We start from the raw sequence: 23,038 nt of genomic DNA on the forward strand, positions 1-23,038 counted from the left end.
TTTAAAATGCTTAAATTTGAAGTAAAAAACAGTCTATGAATGATAGATATTCTTTTCTAAATACCATCCATTTTAAAGAAATAGAGGCTCTTTATAAAAAATATAAAGATAATCCCAATTTGTTGGAACCTAGTTGGAGTGCTTTTTTTCATGGATTTGATTTTGGGGAAGAAAATTATGAAAAAACATCAGTTAATCATAAAAATTTATGTGAAAAAAATAATAATGATAATCATCAATCACATAAATCAATTTATAATCTTAAAAAAGAATTTTCTGTATTTAATTTAATTAATGCATACAGAAAAAAAGGTCATTATTTCGCAAATACAAATCCTTTATTCATAGAAGATAGGAATAAAAAAAAATTTATATCTTCTCTAGATTTAGAAAATTTCAATTTATCTAAAAAAGATCTCGATACTTTATTTGAAGCTGGTAAATTTATAGGAATAGGAAAAACTTCATTAAGAAATATAATTAGTTACTTAAAGAACATTTATTGCAATTTTATAGGAATAGAATATGATTATATTACTGATTCTGAAAAAATTAAATGGATTGAAAATTGGTTTTATAAATACCCCTCAGTTTTATCATCAGTTGATAAAATATTTTTTTTAAAAAAATTAAACGAAGCTTCAGCTTTTGAAAATTTTGTTCACACAAAATTTATAGGACAAAAAAGATTTTCTATAGAAGGAAATGAATCTTTATTACTTGCTTTAGAAGAAATTGTAGAACATTCTTCTAAAAAATATCATACAGAAAACTTAATGATAGGAATGTCACATAGAGGACGTTTAAATATTCTTTCTAATTTTTTTCAGAAAAATTATTCTCATATATTTAGTGAATTTCAAGTAAAAGAGTATAAGGATAAAAATTTTTCCGGTGATGTTAAATATCATTTAGGTTTTTATAAAATAAAAAAAACCAGAAATGGAAAATACGTTAAAATATATTTAATCCCTAACCCTTCTCATTTAGAATCTGTAAATCCTGTTGTAGAGGGAATAACACGTGCTAAAATAGATTTTAATTATGAAAAAAATACTAATTCTAATAAAATTATTCCTATTCTTATTCACGGAGATGCTGCTTTATCAGGACAAGGGATAGTATATGAAGTAATACAATTGTCTAAACTAAAAGGATATAAAACAGGAGGAACAATTCATATTGTTATTAATAATCAAATAGGATTCACTACAAATTGTGAAGAAGCTCGTTCCAGTATTTATTGTACTGACATAGCAAAAATGATATTTTCTCCAGTTTTACATGTTAATTCAGATGATATAGAATCTGTAATAAAATCTATTCATTTTGCTATAGATTTTAGAATGCATTATAATAAAGATATATTTATTGATTTAATAGGATATAGAAAATATGGACATAATGAAGGAGATGAGCCTAGATTTACTCAACCTTATTTATATAATGAAATTATAAAACACTCTGAATCTTCTTATAAAAAGTATAAAAATAAACTAGAAAATGAAGGAATTGTCAATAAAAATGATATAATGAAAATTGAAAAAGAATACCAAAATATTCTTTATAACAGTTATAATAAATCAAATGATATAAAATATAACGAATTAAGTTCTTTTTTAGAAGAAGAATGGAAATATCACCCTATAGAATTTAGATATGAAGAAATTATAAAAAAAGTTAATACAAAATTTCCAATTGATAAAATCAAAGAAATATCTAAAATTATTTTTTCTTTACCTAAAGATAAAAAGTTCTTTAAGAAAATAAAATCAATTTTTAAGTATAGATTAGAAATGATTGAAAAGAATTTAGTAGACTGGAGTATGGCAGAAATATTAGCTTATGGAACATTATTATATGAAGGTGTTAATATACGTTTATCAGGAGAAGATGTAGCAAGAGGAACGTTTTCACAACGTCATGTCGTTGTCAAAACAGAAGATGAAGAGGAAATTATTCTTCTCAACCAAATTTGTGTTAATCAAGGAAAAATAGATGTGTATAATTCTCCTTTATCTGAATATGGAGTTTTAGGGTTTGATTATGGATATGCAATGTTTTCTCCTCATTATTTAACTTTGTGGGAAGCTCAATTTGGAGATTTTGGAAATGGAGCACAAATTATAATAGATCAATATATTTCTTCTGGAGAAGATAAATGGAAAATTAGAAATGGCATCGTATTATTACTACCTCATGGCTATGAAGGACAAGGTCCAGAACATTCTTCTGCAAGAATAGAAAGATACTTACAGCTTTGTGCAAAGAATAATTTATTTGTTGTAAATTGTACAACTCCAGCAAATTTTTATCATTTATTAAGAAGACAAATGAAGTTAAAATTTCGTAAACCTCTTATAATTTTTACCCCTAAAAGTTTACTAAGGAATACAAAATGTCTATCATCAATAGATGAACTTTCTTACAGTTCATTTGAGGAGATATTAGATATTCCATTTTATGATAGAGATAAAATAACCAGAATAATTTTTTGTTCTGGAAAGATATATTATGATTTACTAGATAGAAAAGAAAAAATAAAAGATGAAAAAACTGCATTAATTCGTATAGAACAAATATATCCATTGAGAACTGATAAAATTAAAAATATATTAGAAAAATATAAAAATAAGAAAGAAATTTTATGGGTTCAAGAAGAACCAGAAAATATGGGATTATGGAATTTTATCTTAAGAAAGATGAATCATATTACTCCATTAAATTTAATTTCTCCATGTGAAAGCCCTAGTCCATCCACAGGATCTTATTCAAATTTTTTAAAAATTCAAAATGAAATACTAGAAAAATCTTTTAACTAATAAATTTTATATACTATGATAACAAAGGTAAAAGTCCCTTCTCCTGGAGAATCTATTACGGAAGTAGAAGTAAGTTCTTGGTTTGTTAAAAACGGAGACTACGTCCAAAAAGGACAAATAATAGCAGAAATAGATTCAGATAAAGCTACTTTAGAAATTTCTTCGGAAGAGAATGGAGTAATAACCTTAATGGTAGAAAAAGGAGATAAAATAAAAGTAGGAGAGGTATTATGTGTAATAGATAATTCTGAAAAAAATACTCAAGAAATTAAAAAAAATAGAATAAAAAATAACTTAAATAAAAAAGAAAAACTTAATGAACATGAAAAATATGATGAAAAAAACATATCTCCAGCTTCAAAAAAAATTGTAAAAGAAAAAAATATACCTTTAGAATCTATTAAAGGAACTGGAAAACATGGGATGATAACAAAATCTGATTGCATTTCATATCTAAATAAAATGGAACACATTCCAAAATATTCAGAAGATTCTTATTTTATAAATAGAGATATAACTCCACCTATGTATCGGTCAAAAACAATAAAAAAATTATCCTCCCTAAGGAGAAAGATTTCGGAAAGATTAGTTATATCAAAAAATAAAACAGCTACACTTACTACATTCAATGAAGTAAATATGCAAGAAATTTTTATAATAAGAAAAAAATATAAAGATCTTTTTAAGAAAAAACATGGTGTAAATTTAGGGTTTATGTCTTTTTTCACTATTTCTTGTATTAGAGCTTTAAAATTATATCCTGATATAAATGCTATGATCAATGAAGAAGAAAAAATTAATTTTAACTATTGTGATATTAGTATTGCTATATCCGGTCCCAAAGGATTAATGGTTCCCGTAATAAGAAATGCAGAAAATTTATCATTTAGAGGAATAGAACAAGAAATTTCACGATTATCTTATCGTGTTCGTAATGGAACTATTTCTATAGATGAAATGACAGGAGGAACTTTTACTATTACTAATGGAGGTGTTTTTGGATCTATGCTATCTACACCAATTATAAATCCACCACAAAGTGCTATTTTAGGAATGCATAAAATAGTGAAAAGACCTATAGTAGATGATAATGACTCTATTAAAATTCATCCTATTATGTACTTAGCTTTATCTTATGATCATAGAATAATTGATGGAAAAGAATCAGTTGGATTTTTAGTTTCAGTTAAAGAAGCTATAGAGAATCCTATAGAATTTTTAATGAAAGGAAATGAAAATAATATACCAGATATATTAGAACTATAAAAATTTATTCCTTATGTAAGGATTTTGTTTATTTCTATTTCCAATATTCATTTTTTTCATTTGTATTTTTATTATTTGAATTTGATCATGTAATAATCCAATTATATCTGTTTTTTTTGCCTCTAATAAAAATATTTCTGCTTTTTTTTTATCACCTCTAGACAAAGAAGCTATAGCCAAATTTAATTTGGCTATAGCTATATTTTGCTTAAATTTTAATCCATGAGCTAAAGCCTTTTTCATATAATTTTCTGATTGAAAAATATTTTCTTCTGAATATAGAATTCCGTTCAAAAAATAGAAATAAGATAGCTGATTTTTAGTTAGTTGTAGTTCTGGATTACTAATATATGATAGATATTTCTTTAATCCTTTCATATCTTTTTTTCTTATTTTAAAGAAAGCTAATAATAAAAATTCATTTCTAAAAATGAAAAATATAGGAATAAGACCTATCAAAAATATAATAGATCCAAATAAATAATTTTTTTTAATAAAAAGAAAAATAAATAATAAAAATATTGGTATAGATAAAATTAATTTTGTATTCTTTTTCATAAAATATTTTTTTCTTTTATCCAATTAATAAGATCTTTATAATTAGAATTACATAAATAATGTCCTGAATTATATTCTTTAAAAAAGAAAGAAAATATTCCTTTATCTTTTAGAAAATTTAAACTTTTTTTTACCCAACTTATAGGAATAATAGTATCATATATACCATGAGAAATAAAAAAATCCAAATTTTTATTTAAAACTTTATTTTCTTTTAGAATTTTATTTTCTAAATAACCACTTAATATGATCACTTTTTTTATATTTAAATTATTTAATCCTATAGCATAACTCAATATAGAACCCTGGCTAAAACCACATAACCAAATATCATTATTATTTAATTCATATTTATTGATAACCTCACTTATAAAAAAATTTATTTTTTTAATAGTTTTTTTAGCTTGCAAAACATGAACAAATTTTTCTTCATTAGAAAAATCTATGTCGTACCAGAAGTATTTATCTTCATTAAGAATGTAGATCCCTTGTATGCTTATTACACAAAAATTTTCTGGAATATCCTTTGCTAAAGCAAATAAATCTTTTTCATTACTTCCATAACCATGGATCATCAAAAATAGAGATCTCTTGGAGCTATTGTTATTTTCTTTTACAAGAATTTTATTGTTACTTTTTATTGGTTTTCTTATAATGTATCTAAGAGATAGTCTATCATTTAAAAACATGATAATTTATTTTTTTAGTATTAATCCATTTTTTATTTCCATTTTTTCATCTGCCATATTTGCTAACACAATATTGTGAGTAACAATTAAAAAAGTTTTTTTTAATTCCTTATTAAGAAAAAAGAATAATTGATGTAAATTATCTGCATTTTTTTTATCTAAATTCCCAGAAGGTTCATCTGCAAAAATAATTTTTGGATCATTAATTAATGCCCTTGCTACAGATAATCTTTGTTTTTCTCCACCAGATAATTCATCAATTTTTGAGTCAATATGTTTTTGAATATTTAGTTTTATTAATAAATTTTCTGCTATATTTTCTATATATGCTTTATTTTTTTTATTGTTTATCAATCCTGGTAGACTTATATTTTCCAATACGGTAAACTCAGGTAAAAATTTCGGATCTTGAAAAATGAAACCTATCTCTTTATTTCTTACATAAGAAAGATCTTTATCAGAAATAGATAAAACTTCTTTTCCGTTTATTTTCAAGGTAGTTTCTATATTTTTTTTTTAGTAGGTTTGTCTAATGTTCCTAATATATGTAAAAGAGTACTTTTTCCAGATCCAGATTCTCCTAAAATGCATACTATATGGCCTTTTTTTACTGAAATAGTAATCCCTTTCAATATATCTTTTTTCTCAAAAGATTTATAAATATTTTTAGCTTGAATCATTTTCATACAAATTTTAAAAATCTACTGATAAATAATTTATAAAAAAATTTAAAGAGAATATATAGAAAATTAATTTTATTTTATTTTAATTTAAATTTACTTTAAAATAAAATAAAATAAAATTAATTTAAATGAATTTGCATGAATATCAAGGTAGAGAAATACTAAACTCTTTTTCAATAGAAACCCCAGAAGGGTTATTAGCTTCATCTCCAGAAGAAGCAGTAAAACATGCGAAAATTATCTTCGAAAAAACTAGAAAAAAATCATTAGTAATTAAAGCTCAAATACTTGCAGGTGGACGTGGAAAGTCTGGAGGAATTAAAATAGCAAAAAATTTAGATGAAGTTTACCAAAAATCAAAAGAATTATTAGGAAAATATCTTATAACTTCTCAAACTTCTGGTAAAGGGAAATTAGTTAAAAAAGTACTAATATCTGAAGATGTATATATTTTTGAAAAAAAATCTATAGTAGAATATTATTTTTCAATATTGTTAGACCGTAATTTAGAAAGAAATATTATTATTTACTCTAAAGAAGGTGGAATAAATATAGAAGAAAAATCTAATATAATATATACTGAGCAAATAGATCCAATATTAGGATTACAGTTATTTCAAACTAGAAAAATAGGATTTAATTTAGGATTATCTAAAGATTTGTTATCTAAATTTAATAAGTTTTTAAAAATTCTTTATAAAGCATATCAATATTATGATTCTTTATTATTGGAAATAAATCCTTTAATAATAAATAAAGAAAATAAAATAATTCCAGTAGATATAAAAATGGTTTTAGATGATAATGCTTTATTTCGTCATAAAAAATATACAAATTATAATGAAAACGAGGATATTAATGATCTCGAGAAAAAAGCAATAAAATATGATCTAAACTTTATAAAGTTAGATGGAAATGTGGGTTGTATGGTAAATGGAGCTGGATTAGCTATGGCAACTATGGATATGATTAAATTATGTGGTGGTAAACCGGCTAATTTTTTAGATATAGGAGGATCAGCAGATAGAGAAAGAGTAAAAAATGCCTTTTCTATAATTTTAAATGATAAATCAGTAAAAACTATATTAATAAATATATTCGGTGGAATAGTTCGTTGTGATACAGTAGCAAAAGGAGTAGTTGATTCTTATTCTAAAAGAAATATTAAGATACCAATTATTGTTCGTTTGCAAGGAACAAATGAAAAAAATGCCAAAGAAATACTTGATAACAGTAAATTACCTATTTATTATACTGATTCTTTAAAAGAAGCAGCTAACAAAATCAGAGAAATATTATTATCATTATAAAAAATATTTCATGAATATAATTCCTCCTGAAAATATTGTTTTATCAGATAAATATAGACCCATAAAATGGAGTGAAATAATAGGTCAAAAAAAAATTACTTTAACTCTTAAAAATGCAATAAAATATAACAGGTTATCTCAATTTATATTTTTTGTAGGTCCCGATGGAGTAGGAAAAAATACATGCGCTAGAATTTTAGCTAACGAATTAAATTACAATTCAGAAGAAAATAAATCATCAAATATTTTTGAAATAGATGGATTTTTAAATATTTCATTAGATATTTTTCATAAAATAATAAATAAAATACATATTTATCAAAAAAAAAATGAATATAATATTATTATCATAAGAAATATAGATCTTTTTTCTCAAGATTTGTTCAATTTACTTTTGAACTTTATAGAAAAAAAACATCCACATGTATTGTTTATCTTTTGTGGAAGAAAAAAAAGTAATATTCCTATATCTATAAGATTACATTGTCAAATATATGAATTTGAAAGTATTTCCATAAAAGAAATTTTTCTTCATTTAAAAATGATATCTGAAAAAGAAAGTCTAAAAATAGATAACGAATCTTTATTTATTTTATCTCAAAATGTAGAAGGTTCTATTAGCAAAGCTATTTATATTTTTGATAAATTAACAATAATTCATAAAAAAATATCTAAGGATATTATAACAAAAGAATTAGGTATCATAGATATTACATATTATTTTGATATAGTTAATTATCTTTTAAACAGAAAAATACATAAAATATTTATATTATTAGATAAAATATTTCAAGAAAAAATTAATTGTTCTAATTTCATAATTGGATTAATAAAACATTTTAGAAATCTTTTTTTATCTAAAAATTATGAAACACTTCCTCTTATAAAACTCAAAAAAGAAGTAGTTCAATCTTATATAAAACAATCAAAATGTATATCTGATTCGTTAATAATTGGATCTTTAAACATATGTTTTCATCTAAAAGAAAAGTATGAATTTTGTAAAAATTCTAAATTGATGATAGAGATATACTTAATAAAACTAGCTAATTTTTATTATCATATAATAAATACAAATACAAAAAGTTTGAAAAAGATAAAGGAAAATTCAGAGTTTTTATGTTTTGACAAAAAAAATGAAAAAATATCTTTTGTAAAAAAAAATTGGGTAAATTTTTTACATAATTTTTCAGAAAAAATAAATTCTATTTACCTAGATTTTTTAAAAAAAGAAATAGAATTTTATATTGAAAAAAATGAGATATTCTTCATAGTACCTTATGAATTACTAGATAATACTAATTTTTCATTAGTACAATCATATTTTATAAAGTTTTTAAAAAAAGAATTAAATTATCCAAATTTAAAATTTAAAGTAATAAAAAAAGATTCAGAAAAAAACATAATAAAAAAATATGTTTTTCTATCTAAAAAAAATAAGTTTACAGAAAAATTAATAGAAGAATTAAATTTGAAAATATCTTCTTCTTAGATATTCTCAAATAATAAAAAACCTATGTATTTGTAGAAATGGAAGAGATATTTTATCTTTCGTTTTTAATGATTTTAACTTATTTATGATTTATCATTATTCGTCAAACAGTAGAAAAAAAATACTTTTATCTTCTGCTTATTCAGATGAAGACATTGAAAGTGATAGTTTCACTCATTCTTATGGATCTGGAAGTGGAAGTAATACAGGGTCAGGATATTATGGAGGAACTTCAATAAGAAGTAAAACACCTGTATTAGATAGTTTTGGTAGAGATTTAAATGCTATAGCTATAGAAGGAAAACTAGATCCTGTAATAGGAAGAGATAAAGAAGTAGAACGTGTTTCTCAAATATTGAGTAGAAGAAAAAAAAATAATCCTCTTCTCATAGGAGAACCTGGAGTTGGAAAATCTGCTATTGCTGAAGGATTAGCTTTACGTATTGTCCAAAAAAAAGTATCAAGAGTTTTATATAACAAAAGAGTAGTCATTTTGGATCTAGCAAATTTAGTAGCTGGAACTAAATATAGAGGTCAATTTGAAGAAAGAATGAAAGCTATTATAAATGAATCAGAAAAAAATGTAGGACTGATACTTTTTATAGATGAAATTCATACAATGATTGGAGCTGGAGGAACTACAGGATCTTTAGATGCATCTAATATATTTAAACCAGCATTAGCAAGAGGAGATATACAATGTATAGGAGCTACAACCTTAAATGAATATAGACAATACATAGAAAAAGATGGTGCATTAGAAAGAAGATTTCAAAAAATTATAGTACAACCTTCATCTGAAAATGAAACTATTGAAATATTAAAAAATATAAAATTTAAATATGAGAATTACCATAATGTTTTATATACAGAAAAAGCTATAAAAGCATGTGTAAATCTAACTTCACAATATATTGTAGATCGTTTTTTTCCAGATAAGGCTATTGATGCATTAGATGAAGCTGGATCTAGGGTTCATATTAAAAATATAAAAGTTCCACAAGAAATAGTTCTTCTTGAAAAAGAATTAGAAAATATCCGAGAAGAAAAATTAAAAGTAGTAAAAAATCAAAAATACGAAGAAGCAGCTCGTTTACGAGATCAAGAAAAGCGTATAGAAAAAAAATTATTGAAAGCACAAAAAGAATGGGAAAAATTATCAAAAGAAAATAAAGAAATAGTTTCTGAAGAAAATGTAGAAGAAGTTGTGTCTATGATGAGTGGAATTCCAGTAAATCGAATAGCTCAAGCTGAAATGAAAAGATTGAATAAAATGGCCGATTTGTTAAAAGAAAAAATAATAGGTCAAGATGAAGCTATAGATAAAATAGTAAAATCTGTTAAAAGAAACAGAACAGGTTTAAAAGATCCTCATAGTCCTATAGGATCTTTCATTTTTTTAGGACAGACAGGAGTTGGAAAAACATATCTAGCAAAAACTTTTACTAAAGAATTATTCGATTCAGAAGAATTTTTAATACGTATAGATATGAGTGAATATATGGAAAAATTTTCCGTATCTAGATTAATAGGAGCTCCTCCAGGTTATGTTGGATATGAAGAAGGTGGGCAATTAACAGAAATTATACGTCGTAAACCTTATGCTGTTATATTATTAGATGAAATAGAAAAAGCGCACTCTGATGTTTTTAATATATTATTACAAATATTGGATTATGGAAGTGTAACTGATAGTATAGGAAGAAAAATAAATTTTAAAAATACTATTATTATACTTACTTCAAATACAGGAACACAACAATTAAAAGAATTTGGAAGAGGTATAGGATTTAATACAAAAGCTAAAAAATCTTGCAATTATATTAGTGATGTATTAGAACAATCATTAAAAAAAACGTTTTCTCCAGAATTTTTAAATAGAATAGATGATATTATTATTTTTAATTCCCTAAAACCAAAAGATATATCTAAAATAACTAATCTAGAATTAGAAAAAATAACAATTCAAATTAGAAATTTAGGTTATAAATTGATTTTATTACCTGAAGTGAATAATTTCATACAAGAAAAAGGATTTGATAAATCTTATGGAGCTAGACCTTTAAAAAGAGTAATAGAAAAATTTATTAAAAATCCAATATCAGAATGCATAATAAACGAAAAGATAAAAAAAGGAGATACTATTACCTTAGAAATAGATAAAAAAGAAAATAATGTTAAAGTTAGAATATAAAAAACAAAAGAAAGCTTTAATCATTAGAAAAATATTAGATAGTTTGTATCCAAACCCAAAAAGTTCTCTCTATCATATTAACGAGTATACATTATTAATAGCTATTATACTAAGTGCTAAAAGTAGAGAGAATAAAGTGAATGAAGTTACAGATTATTTATTTAAAATTATAAAAAAACCTAAAGATTTTATTATGACTCCTACTGTAATAATAAAAAAATATTTAAGAAATATAGGATTATATAATAGAAAATATAATCATATTTATAATTTATCTAATATTTTATTGAAAGAATATAAAGGAATAATTCCTAAAAATATTTACCAATTAGAATCTTTACCTGGAGTTGGACATAAAACAGCATCTGTTTTTTTATCTCATGTATCAGAAATACCAGTTTTTCCAGTAGATACTCATATTCATAGAATGATGTTCCGTTGGAAATTAAGTGATGGAAAAAATGTTAAAAAAACAGAAAAAGATGCTAAATCTATATTCAAAAAAATATACTGGAAAAAATTACATTTTCAAATAATTAACTATGGTAGAGAATATTCTCCATCTATAAATTGGAATAAAAATACAGACATAATATATAAAAAATTGCTAATAAATAATCTTTTATAAAGTATAAAGTTAAAATGGTAAATCATCAAAATCATCAGAGGACATTGATGGTAATGAAGATTTTTTTGAAGTTTGAGTATGATTTATTTCTTCAATTTTCCATCCCTGAATAGAATTAAAATATTTTATGTTCCCTTCAGGATTTTTCCATTCTCTTCCACGAAGATTAATATAAACCTTTATTTTATCATTAAGCTTTATGTTTTCTAGTAAATCTACTTTTTCTTGAATAAATTCGATCAATAAATTTTGAGGATATGGTTCTTCTGTTGTGACAACTATTTCTCTTTTTTTAAAACCACTATCAAAATTCTGAATTTCGAATAACTTTTTAACTTTTCCTATTATTTCCATGAAATATGAAATTTTTATTTATTTTTTTTCTTTTTGATATTTTCCCCTATTTGATTAGATATATTAAATGAAGTTATCATATTATTTAACATTTCACTAGCTGCACCTGGTGAATTAGGTAATAAAATTAAATTGGAATTACCAGATTCCCCTATAGATTGAAGAGTATCATAATGTTGAGTTACTACAATTAAAGCAGACGCTTCTTGAGAATTTATCCCAACATTATTCAAAACCTCTACAGATTCTAAAATACCTCTAGCTATTTCTCTTCGTTGATCTGCAGTTCCTTTCCCTTGTAATTTTTTACTTTCCGCTTCTGCTTTTGCTTTAGCTACTATTTTAATTCTTTCAGCTTCCGCTTTATATTCTGCAGCAACTTTTTCTCTTTCAGCTGTATTAATTCTATTCATAGCTTGTTTTACCTGTTCATCTGGATCAATATCAGTAACTAAAGCTTTAATTATAGAATATCCATAATTTAGCATCGCACCTTTTAACTCTCCCTTTACGGCAAGAGCAATATGGTCTTTTCTTTCAAAAACATCATCTAAGCGCATTTTTGGAACTTCAGCTCTAACTACATCAAATATGTAAGATTTAATTTGAGCATGAGAATTATCTAATTTATAAAAAGCTTCATATACTTTCTCTTGAATTACTTTAAACTGTACCGATATTTTAACTTTTACAAAAACGTTATCTTTAGTCTTTGTATCCACTACAACATCTAACTGTTGTATTTTCAATGTAAGTTTTCCCGCAATATTATCTATAACAGGAATCTTAAAATTTAAACCAGCATAACGTATGCTATGAAATTTTCCCATTCTTTCGATAATAGCAGAAGTTTCTTGACTAACTGTAAAAATAAAACTTGAAAAAATAGATAAAATTAAAATAACCAATGTCCCATAAAATAATAGAATAAAGATGCTCATAATATAATTAATAATTATAGTAATCCTAGTTCTAAACGAGCTTCTTCACTCATAAATTCTCTACTCCAAGGTGGATCAAATGTTAACACAACATCAACATTTCTTACATCTTTTACAATAGATTGAATTTTTTCTTTTACTTCCAAAGGTAAACTTTCCGCTACTGGACAATTTATAGTAGTTAAAGTCATTACTACTTTAACATCTTTATTATGAGAAATTTTAATATCATAAATCAAACCTAATTCATAAATATCTACAGATATTTCAGGATCATATATATTTTTTAATACAGAAATAATTTTATTTTCTAAATTATTTTCATTCATTTTATTTTTTTAATTTAAAGGATTTCCAAATTTATCAAAATAACGGATAGGAATTCCCAATTTTTTTATTTTTGGAAAGATTTCAGTAGATTTACCAACAATTATAATTCTTTTATTAGGAAATAATTTTTCATTATTACATGATTTATAGACATCATCTATAGTTACAGATTTAATGTTATTTAAATAATTTTTATAAAATCCTTTTGGAAGTTCATTTTTTAATTCACAAATAAAAAGATCGCTAACTCTATTTAGATCTTCTAAATCAAGAATAAATTGACCACTTATTTCATTTTTTTTAATGTTTAATTCTTCTGAAGAAACTTTATCCTTTGCCATATTGGAAATTTCTTTTAAAATATCTTTTATAGCTTCATCTGTAACCTCATTTCTTACTTGAGTATAAACTGAAAAACATCCTATATATTTATCAGATTTTAATATAGAATACGCTCCATAAGTGTATGCTTTTTTTTCTCTTAAATTCAAAAATAAACGACTTTGAGCACTACCCCCTAAAATTCCATTTGCTAACATAGAAGAAAAAAATGAAACATCATTTTTTCTTAAATGAACAGGGCTCCCTATACAAATAGAGGATTGAGTTGTACTCGGAAGATCTATAATATTTATTTCTGAACTTGATGGAATATTGTATTCATTTTTTATAGCTTCTTCTATATAAGTTTTTTTTTCCCATGTGGAAAAATAAAGATTACATAATTTTTCTACTTCTTTTCTAGAGATATCGCCTATAAAAGAAATATAGGAAATATTTGGCACATAATATTTATTATGTATCTTTTTAAGATCATCAGAAGTAATATTTTTAATAGATTCTTCTGTTTCATACTCTCCGTATGGATGATCACTTCCAAAATATAAAATATTTTTAACACGTTCTAAAATAGAATTAGGATCTTTTTCTGAAATATTTATATCTATTATTCTTTGTTTAATAATTCTTTCTAATTCTGAAGAATTATCAAAATCATTATTTATCACAATATCACTGATAATAGAAACAGATTTAGTTAAATACTTTTTCAAAGTACAAACAAATATTTCTGAAAATGAAGTATATAGATTTATTCCCATATAATCGACAACATCATCTAATTCTTCTTTAGAATAATTTTTTGTTCCAGCTCTAAGCATTTGACTAAAAATTTTTCTTATTCCAGATTTATATTTTTCTAAAAAAGGTTGATAATCAAATTCTAATCCTATTCTAACTATAGGTAGTTTATGATTCTCTACGATTAAAACTCTTAATCCATTTTCCATTTGGAAAAATTCTGGATTTTCAATATTAATTACTTTATTTCTTTTTAATCTCTTAGGAGGAAGATTACGATTTACCCTTTTATTATATATATTTGTAAACATGATTAATTGTATGAAAAAAAACTAACATAATATTATTATTTTCTATTGTTTTCTGGTTCTGGAACATTATATAAACGAACTCTGTTATTTATATTTAAATATTTATTGGCTACTCTTTTCACATCTTCTACTGTTATTTTTCTGTATATATCAATATCTGTATTAATTAATCCAGCATCCTTATAATATAAATAATAATGAATTAAATTAGATGCTATTCCTCCCATAGAATAATTATCGGAAATAAACTTCCTTTCAAAACAATTTCTTTGCTTTTCTAATTCATATTGTGATATTCCTTTTTCTTTTAAAAAATCTATCTCTTCATCTATAACTTTTGTTAAGTGATCTAAATCAACACCTGGAGTTGTTAAGCCATAAATAATAAATATTCCATAATCCTCCATAAGGTCTAAAAAAGAACCTGCATAAGAAGCTTTTTGCTTGATATTAACAATATTTTTTATTATTCTAGAACTCTCTCCAGAAGAAAGAATATGATCAATTATCCTTAATACATAAGTATCTTTATCAAAGATATTTGGGAGTCTATATGCTAAAAATAGACCTGGGACTTTTGAGTTTTTATCTACATATGTAGATACAATTTCTTTTTCAATTGGATCTTCTTTTATAAAAATTCTTTTTGTTTCAAAATCTATTTTTCCTTTAGGAACAATTGAAAAATACTCTTTAACTAATTCTCTAGTTTCTATCATATCAAAATCCCCTGCAATAACTAAAATTGCATTGTTCGGAACATAATATTTTTTATAAAACTTTTTATAATCATTTTCTGTAGCTTGATCTAAATCTTTTTCAAGTCCTATAATTGGATATCTATAAGGATGTTTTTTAAATAATAAATAAGGTATTGTTTCATATAATGCTGTAACATAAGGTTGATTTTCTACACGCATTTTTTTCTCTTCTTTCACTACTTCTCTTTGTATATTAATGCTTTCTTTATCTACTTTCGCGTGAAGCATTCTTTCAGATTCTAACCATAATGCTAAAGGTAAACTATCTGATGGTAAAATTTCATAATAACAAGTAGTATCTTGATTAGTATAAGCATTATTTTTTCCTCCATTAGAAGCTATGTATTTAAAATAATCTCCTTTTTTAAGATTTTTAGATCCTTCAAACATAAGATGTTCAAAAAAATGTGCAAATCCTGACTTTCCTGGTTCTTCATCTTTGCTTCCGACATGATACAATACAGATACAAAAACTAATGGATTTGTTTTTTCTTGATGTAAAATTACATGTAACCCATTTGATAGTTTTTCTTCAAAAAATTGAATATTATATGATTGTTTAGAGCTAAATTTATTATTAATTATCATGATTATTCATAATTATCGTTATTATCATTCAAGTGAAAACAAAATTTTATCATAAGTATGCGAAATAAAATTAAAAAATTAGTAAGAGAAAATAATTTACAATTTTTTTTTTCTTAAAAATGTATTTTTTTTCTTTTATTCTATTTTTGTTATAAAAATTATGAACCTGTTTTATTTATATTGATTATGAAAAAATCTTTGTTTTCTATTTTTATTGTGATTAATATTTTATTTTCATGTATAAAAGCAAAAGAAGATGTACAGAAAATAGAAGGAAATGCTGAAAAAGGAATTGATTTATTTAAAAAAAATTGTACTGCATGTCATTCCTTAGATTTAGAAAAAAAAATGATAGGCCCTGCTTTATATGGAATAACAAAAAAAAGAAATCGAGAATGGCTACACAGATGGATTAAAGATAATAAATCTCTAAGGAAAAGTGGAGATAAAGATGCGATATCTATTTATCAAGAATTTGGTAATATTGAAATGAACTCATTCCCTAAATTATCTGAAAAACAGATAGATGATATTTTATTTTTTATTGAAAATCCAATAACAAAAAAAAAAGAAATAACTAATGACATAGAAAAAAATGAAAATACTGAAAACGAAATTTTAGAAAAAAAATTTTTAATAAAACTGATTTTTTTATGTTTTAGTATTTTATCTTTAATCATTTTATGGATATTATATAGAATTTATATTTTAACTAGATTATTAAATGAAGGGGAAGAGCCTATTTTTACAAAAACAGATTTCTTTTTAAAGAAGATCTATAATAGATTAGGAAATAGTTCAGTAAAATGGAAATCATTATCCTGTTTTTTAGGATTATTTTTATTTTTTTGTATATACCAAACTTGGCTATTTTCAATGAAAATAGATGTAAATAAAGGGTATAAACCTGAACAGCCTATTTATTTTTCACATAAAATTCATTCCGGAATAAATGAAATTGATTGTGAATATTGTCATTCAAGTGCAAAAAATGGAAAAACTTCTGGAATACCGTCTATAAATGTTTGCATGAATTGTCACATTACCATAGAAAAATATAATGGTGACTATATAGAAAAAGGAAAAAGTAGAGAAGAATATAATAGAGAAATACAAAAAATTTATCATTCAATAGGATTTGATCCTAGTAATAGAGAATATTCTAGAAAAATTTATCCAGTAAAATGGATTCGAATACATAATATGCCAGATTTTGTTTATTTCGATCATTCTCAGCATATAATAAGTGGAGAAAAATCAATAAAAAAATTAAAAAAAGTAAATTTAGTTTGCAATGCTTGCCACGGGGAAGTTCAAAAAATGGATCAAACAGAAATGTATAATGATTTCACTATGGAATGGTGTATATCTTGTCATAGACAAGCAGAAATAGATAAAGAAAATAAATATTATAAAAAATATTTTTCTAAAAAAATAAAAGAAAATAAAAAAATAACCATAGGAATGATAGGTGGAATAGAATGTGCTAAATGTCATTATTAATTAAAAATCAAATAATTAAATAATTGTTGTAGTATGAAATCAAATAAAGAAAAAATAAATTATGTAAAAGTTTTTTTTAATGGAAAAACATCAAGAAGAGATTTTTTAAAATGGATAGGATTTAGTACCGCATCAGTTACCCTAGCAGCATGTAAAGGCCCTGTAATAAAATCTATTCCTTATATTGTAAAACCGGATCAAATTAATTTAGGAAATCCTACTTATTATGCTACAACTATGTTAGATTCTTTTGACGTAGCAAGCGTTTTAGTAAAAACAAGAGAAGGTAGACCTATTAAAATAGAACCTAATTTAACCTCAAAATATTTCAATACTACTTCAGCTAGAATACAATCTTCTTTATTATGCCTTTACGATGAAAAAAGATTAAAATTTCCTATTTTAAAAGGGAAAAAAAGTTCATGGGAAGAAATAGATAAATATGTAATACAACACCTAAAAAAAATAGATAAAAAGGTTATTTTTCTTTCTTGTTCGTTCCCTAGTTATTCTACTAAAAAATTATTTAATGATTTTAAAAAATCACATCCGAATGCTGAATGGGTAACTTATGATGCAATTTCATATTCTAAAATGTTAGATGCTAGCAAAGAAATATTTAATGTTCGTGCTTTCCCTTTTTTTGATCTATCAGAATCGGAATTAATTATTTCATTTGATGCAGATTTTTTAGGAGATTGGAGTCCAGAAAATATGGGAAAATACTACGTAAATAGAAGATCTCCTAAAAAATCTATGATTCAACATATACAAATAGAAAGTAACATGAGTTTATCTGGAGCTAATGCAGATTTACGGATACCAAAAAAACCTTCTGAAATTAGAAAAATATTGTTTCAAATTTTTCAAAAAATATTATATGGAAAGGAACCAGAAAATGAAATAGCCAATAAAATATCTACGTTAATTAATAATAAAGGATCAAAAAGTGTAATTCTTGCAGATGGAGATGAAGAATCTTATAAATATTCTCTTTTAATTAACAAAAAAATTAATAGTAATTCTCTGAAAAAAAATAAATTCATTCTGTCAAAAGAAAGTAATGATGAAAAATTTTTTTCTTTTATAAAAGATTTAGAAAAAGGAAATGTAGACGCTTTATTTATTCATTATACTAATCCTTTGTATAGTCTTCCTCATTATATTTCTGAAAAAGTGAAAAAATATATAAATAAAGTTCCATTAACGGTATCTTTTTCTATGAATAAAAATGAAACAAATGAAATCACAGATGTTGTAGCACCTATTCCACACTGGTTAGAATCTTGGGGAGATACTCACACTTTAAGTAATATATATACATTAATTCAACCTACTATACAATCGATATTTAATACTAGACAATTCCAAGATTCCTTAATACTTTGGGGGAATATAAAAGAAAAAAATTTTTATGATTATTTGAAAAAAGTATGGGAAAAAAATATTATTCCAAAATCAAATGTCACCTCTTTTAATGAAGCTCTTTTCCATGGAGTGGTAGAAACAGATTATGAAAAACAAAAAATTAATATTAATAATGAATACAACAAAAAAGAATATAATCATATTAAATTATCTAAAGAAAAAATTTTAAAACAAAGTTTTGAACTTAGATTATATACGAAAATAGGGATGGGAGACGGTAATCAATATAATAATCCGTGGTTACAAGAATTTCCAGATCCTATTACAAGAGCTACATGGGGAAATTATATAACAATATCTCATCTTGATGCAAAAAAAATGAAATTAGAAAATTGGAATAGTGTAGATGGAGCTTTAAATGGAGATTGTATCAACTTAATTAAGGATGGAAAAGTATTTATCAAAGATATTCCTATTTTGATTCAACCAGGACAAGCTATAGGATCTATAGGATTAGCCTTTGGTTATGGTCAAGAAATAGGAAAACTGACACAATTATGTAATGGTAAAAATGGATATAAAATATATGATAATTTCAATATTATACAAAAGAATATTCAAATAAAAAAAACTTATAAAACCTATAAATTTGCTTGTATACAAGTTCAAAATACAAAATTAGATAGAGATTTAGTTAGAGATGTAGATTTAAAAACATTTTTAAAATATCCTAAAGAAATTTGGAATAAAGAAGAAAAAATTCCTACTTATAAAGGAATGAAATTTATTAATGATATTCCATCGTTTGGAATAGAAAATAATGAAAAAAAGGAAGGACACCATTTTAAATTATCTATAGATTTAAATTCTTGTATTGGTTGTGGATCTTGTGTTATTGCATGTCAATCAGAAAATAACATTCCAGTTGTTGGAAAAGAAGAAATAAAAAAATCAAGAGATATGCATTGGGTAAGAGTTGATAGATATTATTCTACAAATAAAAATCAAGAAGAAAATTACGATAATCCAAAAATATATTTTCAACCTGTTATGTGCCAACATTGTGATTATGCTCCTTGTGAAACTGTATGCCCAGTAGGAGCAACATCTCATGGAGAACAAGGACAGAATATGATGGCTTATAATCGTTGTGTAGGAACTAGATATTGTGCTAATAATTGTCCTTACAAAGTAAGACGTTTTAATTGGTTTGATTATGCTAATAATAAAAAATTTAACTTTAACATGAATAATCCTCTTGGAAAAATGGTTCTTAATCCAGATGTAGTTGTTAGAAGTAGAGGAGTAATGGAAAAATGTTCTCTTTGCATACAAAGAACACAGTACACCATAAGTGTAGCAAAAAAAGAAAATAGAAGTATAAAAGATAGAGAATTTGAAACAGCTTGTAGTATATCTTGTCCTACTAACGCCATCACATTTGGAGATTTCAATGATAAAAATAGTTTGATCTCCAAAAAATTAGAAGATAAAAGATCTTACAAACTCCTTGAGTTTATAGGGATACGACCTAATGTTTCTTATCAAGTAAAGGTAAGAAATGAAATATAATATAGTTTTTCAAAAAAATGAAATGAGGAAAAAATATGGAAAAAAATTATGAATCATCATCCATAAGAGAGACTTTAATTTTAGGAAAAAAAACGTTAAAAGATGTAAGTAATGATGTATTAAGACCTATAGAAAACAAAGCAGGAAATGTATGGAAAATTTCTATTATTATATCAATAATAGCATTTATGTGGGGGATGGTATGCATTATTTATACTATAGGAACAGGAATTGGAGTATGGGGGTTAAATAGAACTATTAATTGGGCTTGGGATATTACCAATTTTGTTTGGTGGGTAGGTATTGGGCATGCAGGTACTTTAATTTCTGCTGTTTTATTATTATTCCGTCAAAAATGGCGTTTATCTATTAATAGATCTGCGGAAGCTATGACGATTTTTGCAGTAATTCAAGCTGGCTTATTTCCTATTATTCACATGGGAAGGCCATGGAATGCTCATTGGGTTTTACCTATTCCTAATCAATTTGGAAGTTTATGGCCAAATTTCAATTCTCCATTATTATGGGATGTATTTGCTATTAGTACATATTTTTCTGTATCTACTGTATTTTGGTTTATAGGATTAATTCCAGATTTTGCTATGATTAGAGATAGGGTTAAAAATCCTTTTCAAAAAAAAATTTACAATATTTTAAGTTTTGGTTGGGGAGGAACATCAAGAGAATGGCAAAAATTTGAAGAAGTATCTTTAGTATTAGCCGGCTTATGCACTCCATTAGTTTTCTCTGTGCATACTATAGTCTCATTTGATTTTTCTACTTCTGTAATTAAAGGATGGCATAGTACAATATTTCCTCCTTATTTCGTAGCAGGAGCTATATTTTCAGGTTTTGCTATGGTACAAACTTTATTAGGTGTAGCAAGAAAAGCACTTTCTTTAGAGGATTATATTACTAGAAACCATATTGAATATATGAATATGATTATTCTTCTTACAGGAGGAATTGTTTTAACTGCTTATATTTCTGAATTCTTTCTTGCATGGTATTCTGGAAATACTTTTGAAAAATTCATTTATTTTTCTTTAGAAGCGTCTAAAGGACCATTTTGGTGGGCTTTTTGGGCTTTAATTATTTGTAATGTTATTGTACCACAATTTTTATGGATAAAATCTATAAGGAGAAGTTTTTTTTGGTCTTATATAATAGCTATTATAATAAATGTTGGAATGTGGTTTGAAAGATTTGATATTATTGTTTTAAATCTAAGCCGTGATTATATTCCATCTTCTTGGACTGGATTTATTCCATCATTTGTTGATGTTGGAATATTTATAGGCACTATTGGTTTCTTTTTTACACTTTATCTATTGTATGTACGTGTTTTTCCGGTTATTTCACAATCGGAATTAAAAACAATATTGAAACTAAATTCTTCTAATAATAAGAAAAATGAATAAGTGTAAAATACATGCATTATATGATAATGATCATGTATTAATAAACAATATTAAAAATCTTAAAAAAGATAAAAATTGTGAAATATATGAAGTATATTCTCCTTTTCCTATACATGGATTAGAAAATATTCTAGATTTAAAAAAATCTAATTTATCTTTATTTTCCTTTATATATGGAACGTTAGGTTTTTGTATATCATGTTTATTAACATGGTATATCATGATATTAGATTGGCCTCAAAATATTGGGGGAAAACCTTCTTTTTCCTGGATAAATAATCTACCTTCTTTTATTCCCGTAATATTTGAATTAACCATATTTTTTTCTGCACATTTCATGTGCATTACTTTTCTTATTCAAGAAAGATTGTTTCCTGGTTCCGTTAAAAAAAATTTTGATCCTAGAACAACTGATAATTTATTTTCAATAGAAATTAATACAATAAAAGAAAATGTTGAAAACATAATAAATTTTTTAAAAGGAAATGGAGCAATAGAAGTTATTGTAGAATATAAACAGATTTAATTAATTTTTTAAATATTATGTATGTATGAATAATTACAAGATTTTTATCTTTTGTTTTTTTAATATTATGTTAACTTCTTGTTGGTTTGATAAGACAAAACCAAATATAGTTTATATGCCAGATATGTATTATTCAGATTCTTATGAACCATATTCAGATCCAAATCTTAACCAAAAAAAGAATAATATCCATATCAATATTCCTTATTTTTTAGAAAAAAAAACATCTTCTTTTTCACCAGTAAAAAATACAGTACCAAGAAGCGCATCTTTTATATATTATTTTATTACAAAAACAAAAGATGGATATAATTATTCTAAAAAAATAACTAAATATCCTTTTTTTAGAAAAAAAAATGAAATAAAAGAAATTATGAGTAAAGGAAAAAATCTTTATAAAATTAATTGTTCTATTTGTCATGGAGAAAATGGAGATGGTCAAGGTTTGTTAGTAAAAAATGAGAAAATTTTTGGAATTCCAAATTATAAAGATAGAGATATTACTATGGGAAGTGTTTATTATGTTATCACATATGGAAAAAATAATATGGGGTCTTATGCTTCTCAATTAAATGAAATTGAACGATGGATGGTTTCTGAATATGTTATGTCATTGAAAAATAATAGAATAAATAAATAAT

At 24.3% G+C, this 23,038-nt stretch carries 18 protein-coding genes and 1 pseudogene; 11 read left to right on the forward strand and 8 right to left on the reverse strand.

The window, feature by feature from the left end:
* Nucleotides 1-35: 35 nt before the first annotated feature.
* Both H0H48_RS00210 and odhB read left to right on the forward strand, forming a co-directional pair.
* Complete coding sequence (locus H0H48_RS00210) at nt 36-2,822, forward strand: 2-oxoglutarate dehydrogenase E1 component (protein ID WP_185871122.1); 2,787 nt, start codon at nt 36-38, stop codon at nt 2,820-2,822.
* A 15-nt stretch (nt 2,823-2,837) separates the two neighbouring features.
* Nucleotides 2,838-4,088: a 2-oxoglutarate dehydrogenase complex dihydrolipoyllysine-residue succinyltransferase gene (gene odhB, locus H0H48_RS00215; protein ID WP_185871123.1), complete on the forward strand. Its 1,251-nt coding sequence runs from the start codon at nt 2,838-2,840 to the stop codon at nt 4,086-4,088.
* Here the strand turns inward: odhB and H0H48_RS00220 are convergent.
* From H0H48_RS00220 to H0H48_RS00230, 3 genes and pseudogenes are all read right to left on the reverse strand, one after another.
* Nucleotides 4,083-4,646: a hypothetical protein gene (locus tag H0H48_RS00220; RefSeq protein ID WP_185871124.1), complete on the reverse strand. Its 564-nt coding sequence runs from the start codon at nt 4,644-4,646 to the stop codon at nt 4,083-4,085. The two genes, odhB and H0H48_RS00220, sit on opposite strands and share 6 nt — an antisense overlap.
* On the reverse strand, nt 4,643-5,335 hold the full coding sequence (locus H0H48_RS00225) for an alpha/beta hydrolase (RefSeq protein WP_185871125.1): 693 nt from the start codon (nt 5,333-5,335) through the stop codon (nt 4,643-4,645). The genes H0H48_RS00220 and H0H48_RS00225 overlap by 4 nt, the downstream gene beginning before the upstream one ends.
* 6 nt (nt 5,336-5,341) lie before the next feature.
* Nucleotides 5,342-6,015 (reverse strand): annotated as a pseudogene (locus tag H0H48_RS00230) (ABC transporter ATP-binding protein).
* Between the two features lie 131 nt (nt 6,016-6,146).
* On the opposite strand from H0H48_RS00230, the gene sucC reads away from it, so the two are divergent.
* The 4 genes from sucC (at nt 6,147) to H0H48_RS00250 (ending at nt 11,642) form a co-directional block, all read left to right on the forward strand.
* A complete protein-coding gene (gene sucC / locus H0H48_RS00235; RefSeq protein WP_185871126.1) occupies nt 6,147-7,328 on the forward strand; it encodes an ADP-forming succinate--CoA ligase subunit beta in 1,182 nt (393 codons plus the stop codon).
* A 10-nt stretch (nt 7,329-7,338) separates the two neighbouring features.
* Entirely contained in the window at nt 7,339-8,820 is a 1,482-nt protein-coding gene (locus tag H0H48_RS00240; RefSeq protein ID WP_185871127.1) for an AAA family ATPase, read from the forward strand.
* 85 nt (nt 8,821-8,905) lie between these two features.
* Nucleotides 8,906-11,014: an ATP-dependent Clp protease ATP-binding subunit gene (locus H0H48_RS00245; RefSeq protein ID WP_185871128.1), complete on the forward strand. Its 2,109-nt coding sequence runs from the start codon at nt 8,906-8,908 to the stop codon at nt 11,012-11,014.
* Nucleotides 10,995-11,642 carry an endonuclease III domain-containing protein gene (locus tag H0H48_RS00250; protein WP_185871129.1) on the forward strand — a complete coding sequence of 216 codons (648 nt, stop codon included), beginning with the start codon at nt 10,995-10,997 and terminating at the stop codon, nt 11,640-11,642. The genes H0H48_RS00245 and H0H48_RS00250 overlap by 20 nt, the downstream gene beginning before the upstream one ends.
* 9 nt (nt 11,643-11,651) lie before the next feature.
* On the opposite strand, the gene H0H48_RS00255 is transcribed toward H0H48_RS00250, so the two are convergent.
* From H0H48_RS00255 to H0H48_RS00275, 5 genes are read right to left on the reverse strand one after another with little or no spacing between them, the layout of a single operon-like run.
* Nucleotides 11,652-11,996, reverse strand: a complete 345-nt coding sequence (locus H0H48_RS00255) for a DUF3127 domain-containing protein (protein ID WP_185871130.1) — start codon at nt 11,994-11,996, stop codon at nt 11,652-11,654.
* Nucleotides 11,997-12,010: 14 nt separating this feature from the next.
* Nucleotides 12,011-12,937, reverse strand: a complete 927-nt coding sequence (locus tag H0H48_RS00260) for an SPFH domain-containing protein (protein WP_185871131.1) — start codon at nt 12,935-12,937, stop codon at nt 12,011-12,013.
* A 14-nt stretch (nt 12,938-12,951) separates the two neighbouring features.
* Nucleotides 12,952-13,266, reverse strand: a complete 315-nt coding sequence (locus H0H48_RS00265; RefSeq protein WP_185871132.1) for an iron-sulfur cluster assembly protein — start codon at nt 13,264-13,266, stop codon at nt 12,952-12,954.
* Between the two features lie 9 nt (nt 13,267-13,275).
* A complete protein-coding gene (locus H0H48_RS00270) occupies nt 13,276-14,658 on the reverse strand; it encodes a M16 family metallopeptidase (RefSeq protein ID WP_185871133.1) in 1,383 nt (460 codons plus the stop codon).
* A gap of 35 nt (nt 14,659-14,693) precedes the next feature.
* Nucleotides 14,694-16,007, reverse strand: a complete 1,314-nt coding sequence (locus tag H0H48_RS00275; protein ID WP_185871134.1) for a M16 family metallopeptidase — start codon at nt 16,005-16,007, stop codon at nt 14,694-14,696.
* Between the two features lie 186 nt (nt 16,008-16,193).
* Between H0H48_RS00275 and H0H48_RS00280 the strand changes: the two genes are divergently transcribed.
* From H0H48_RS00280 to H0H48_RS00300, 5 genes are read left to right on the forward strand one after another with little or no spacing between them, the layout of a single operon-like run.
* Nucleotides 16,194-17,510, forward strand: coding sequence for a c-type cytochrome (locus H0H48_RS00280; protein WP_185871135.1), 1,317 nt, complete (start codon nt 16,194-16,196; stop codon nt 17,508-17,510).
* 33 nt (nt 17,511-17,543) lie between these two features.
* Entirely contained in the window at nt 17,544-20,450 is a 2,907-nt protein-coding gene (locus H0H48_RS00285) for a 4Fe-4S dicluster domain-containing protein (protein WP_185871136.1), read from the forward strand.
* A 35-nt stretch (nt 20,451-20,485) separates the two neighbouring features.
* Nucleotides 20,486-21,871 carry an NrfD/PsrC family molybdoenzyme membrane anchor subunit gene (gene nrfD, locus H0H48_RS00290; protein WP_185871137.1) on the forward strand — a complete coding sequence of 462 codons (1,386 nt, stop codon included), beginning with the start codon at nt 20,486-20,488 and terminating at the stop codon, nt 21,869-21,871.
* Nucleotides 21,864-22,397 (forward strand): DUF3341 domain-containing protein, encoded by a 534-nt coding sequence (locus H0H48_RS00295; RefSeq protein ID WP_185871138.1) that lies wholly within the window; start codon nt 21,864-21,866, stop codon nt 22,395-22,397. The genes nrfD and H0H48_RS00295 overlap by 8 nt, the downstream gene beginning before the upstream one ends.
* Nucleotides 22,398-22,422: 25 nt before the next feature.
* Nucleotides 22,423-23,037 carry a c-type cytochrome gene (locus H0H48_RS00300; protein WP_185871139.1) on the forward strand — a complete coding sequence of 205 codons (615 nt, stop codon included), beginning with the start codon at nt 22,423-22,425 and terminating at the stop codon, nt 23,035-23,037.
* The last annotated feature ends 1 nt before the right edge of the window (nt 23,038 follow it).

The organism is Blattabacterium cuenoti, from assembly GCF_014252055.1.
GTDB lineage: Bacteria > Bacteroidota > Bacteroidia > Flavobacteriales > Blattabacteriaceae > Blattabacterium > Blattabacterium cuenoti_D.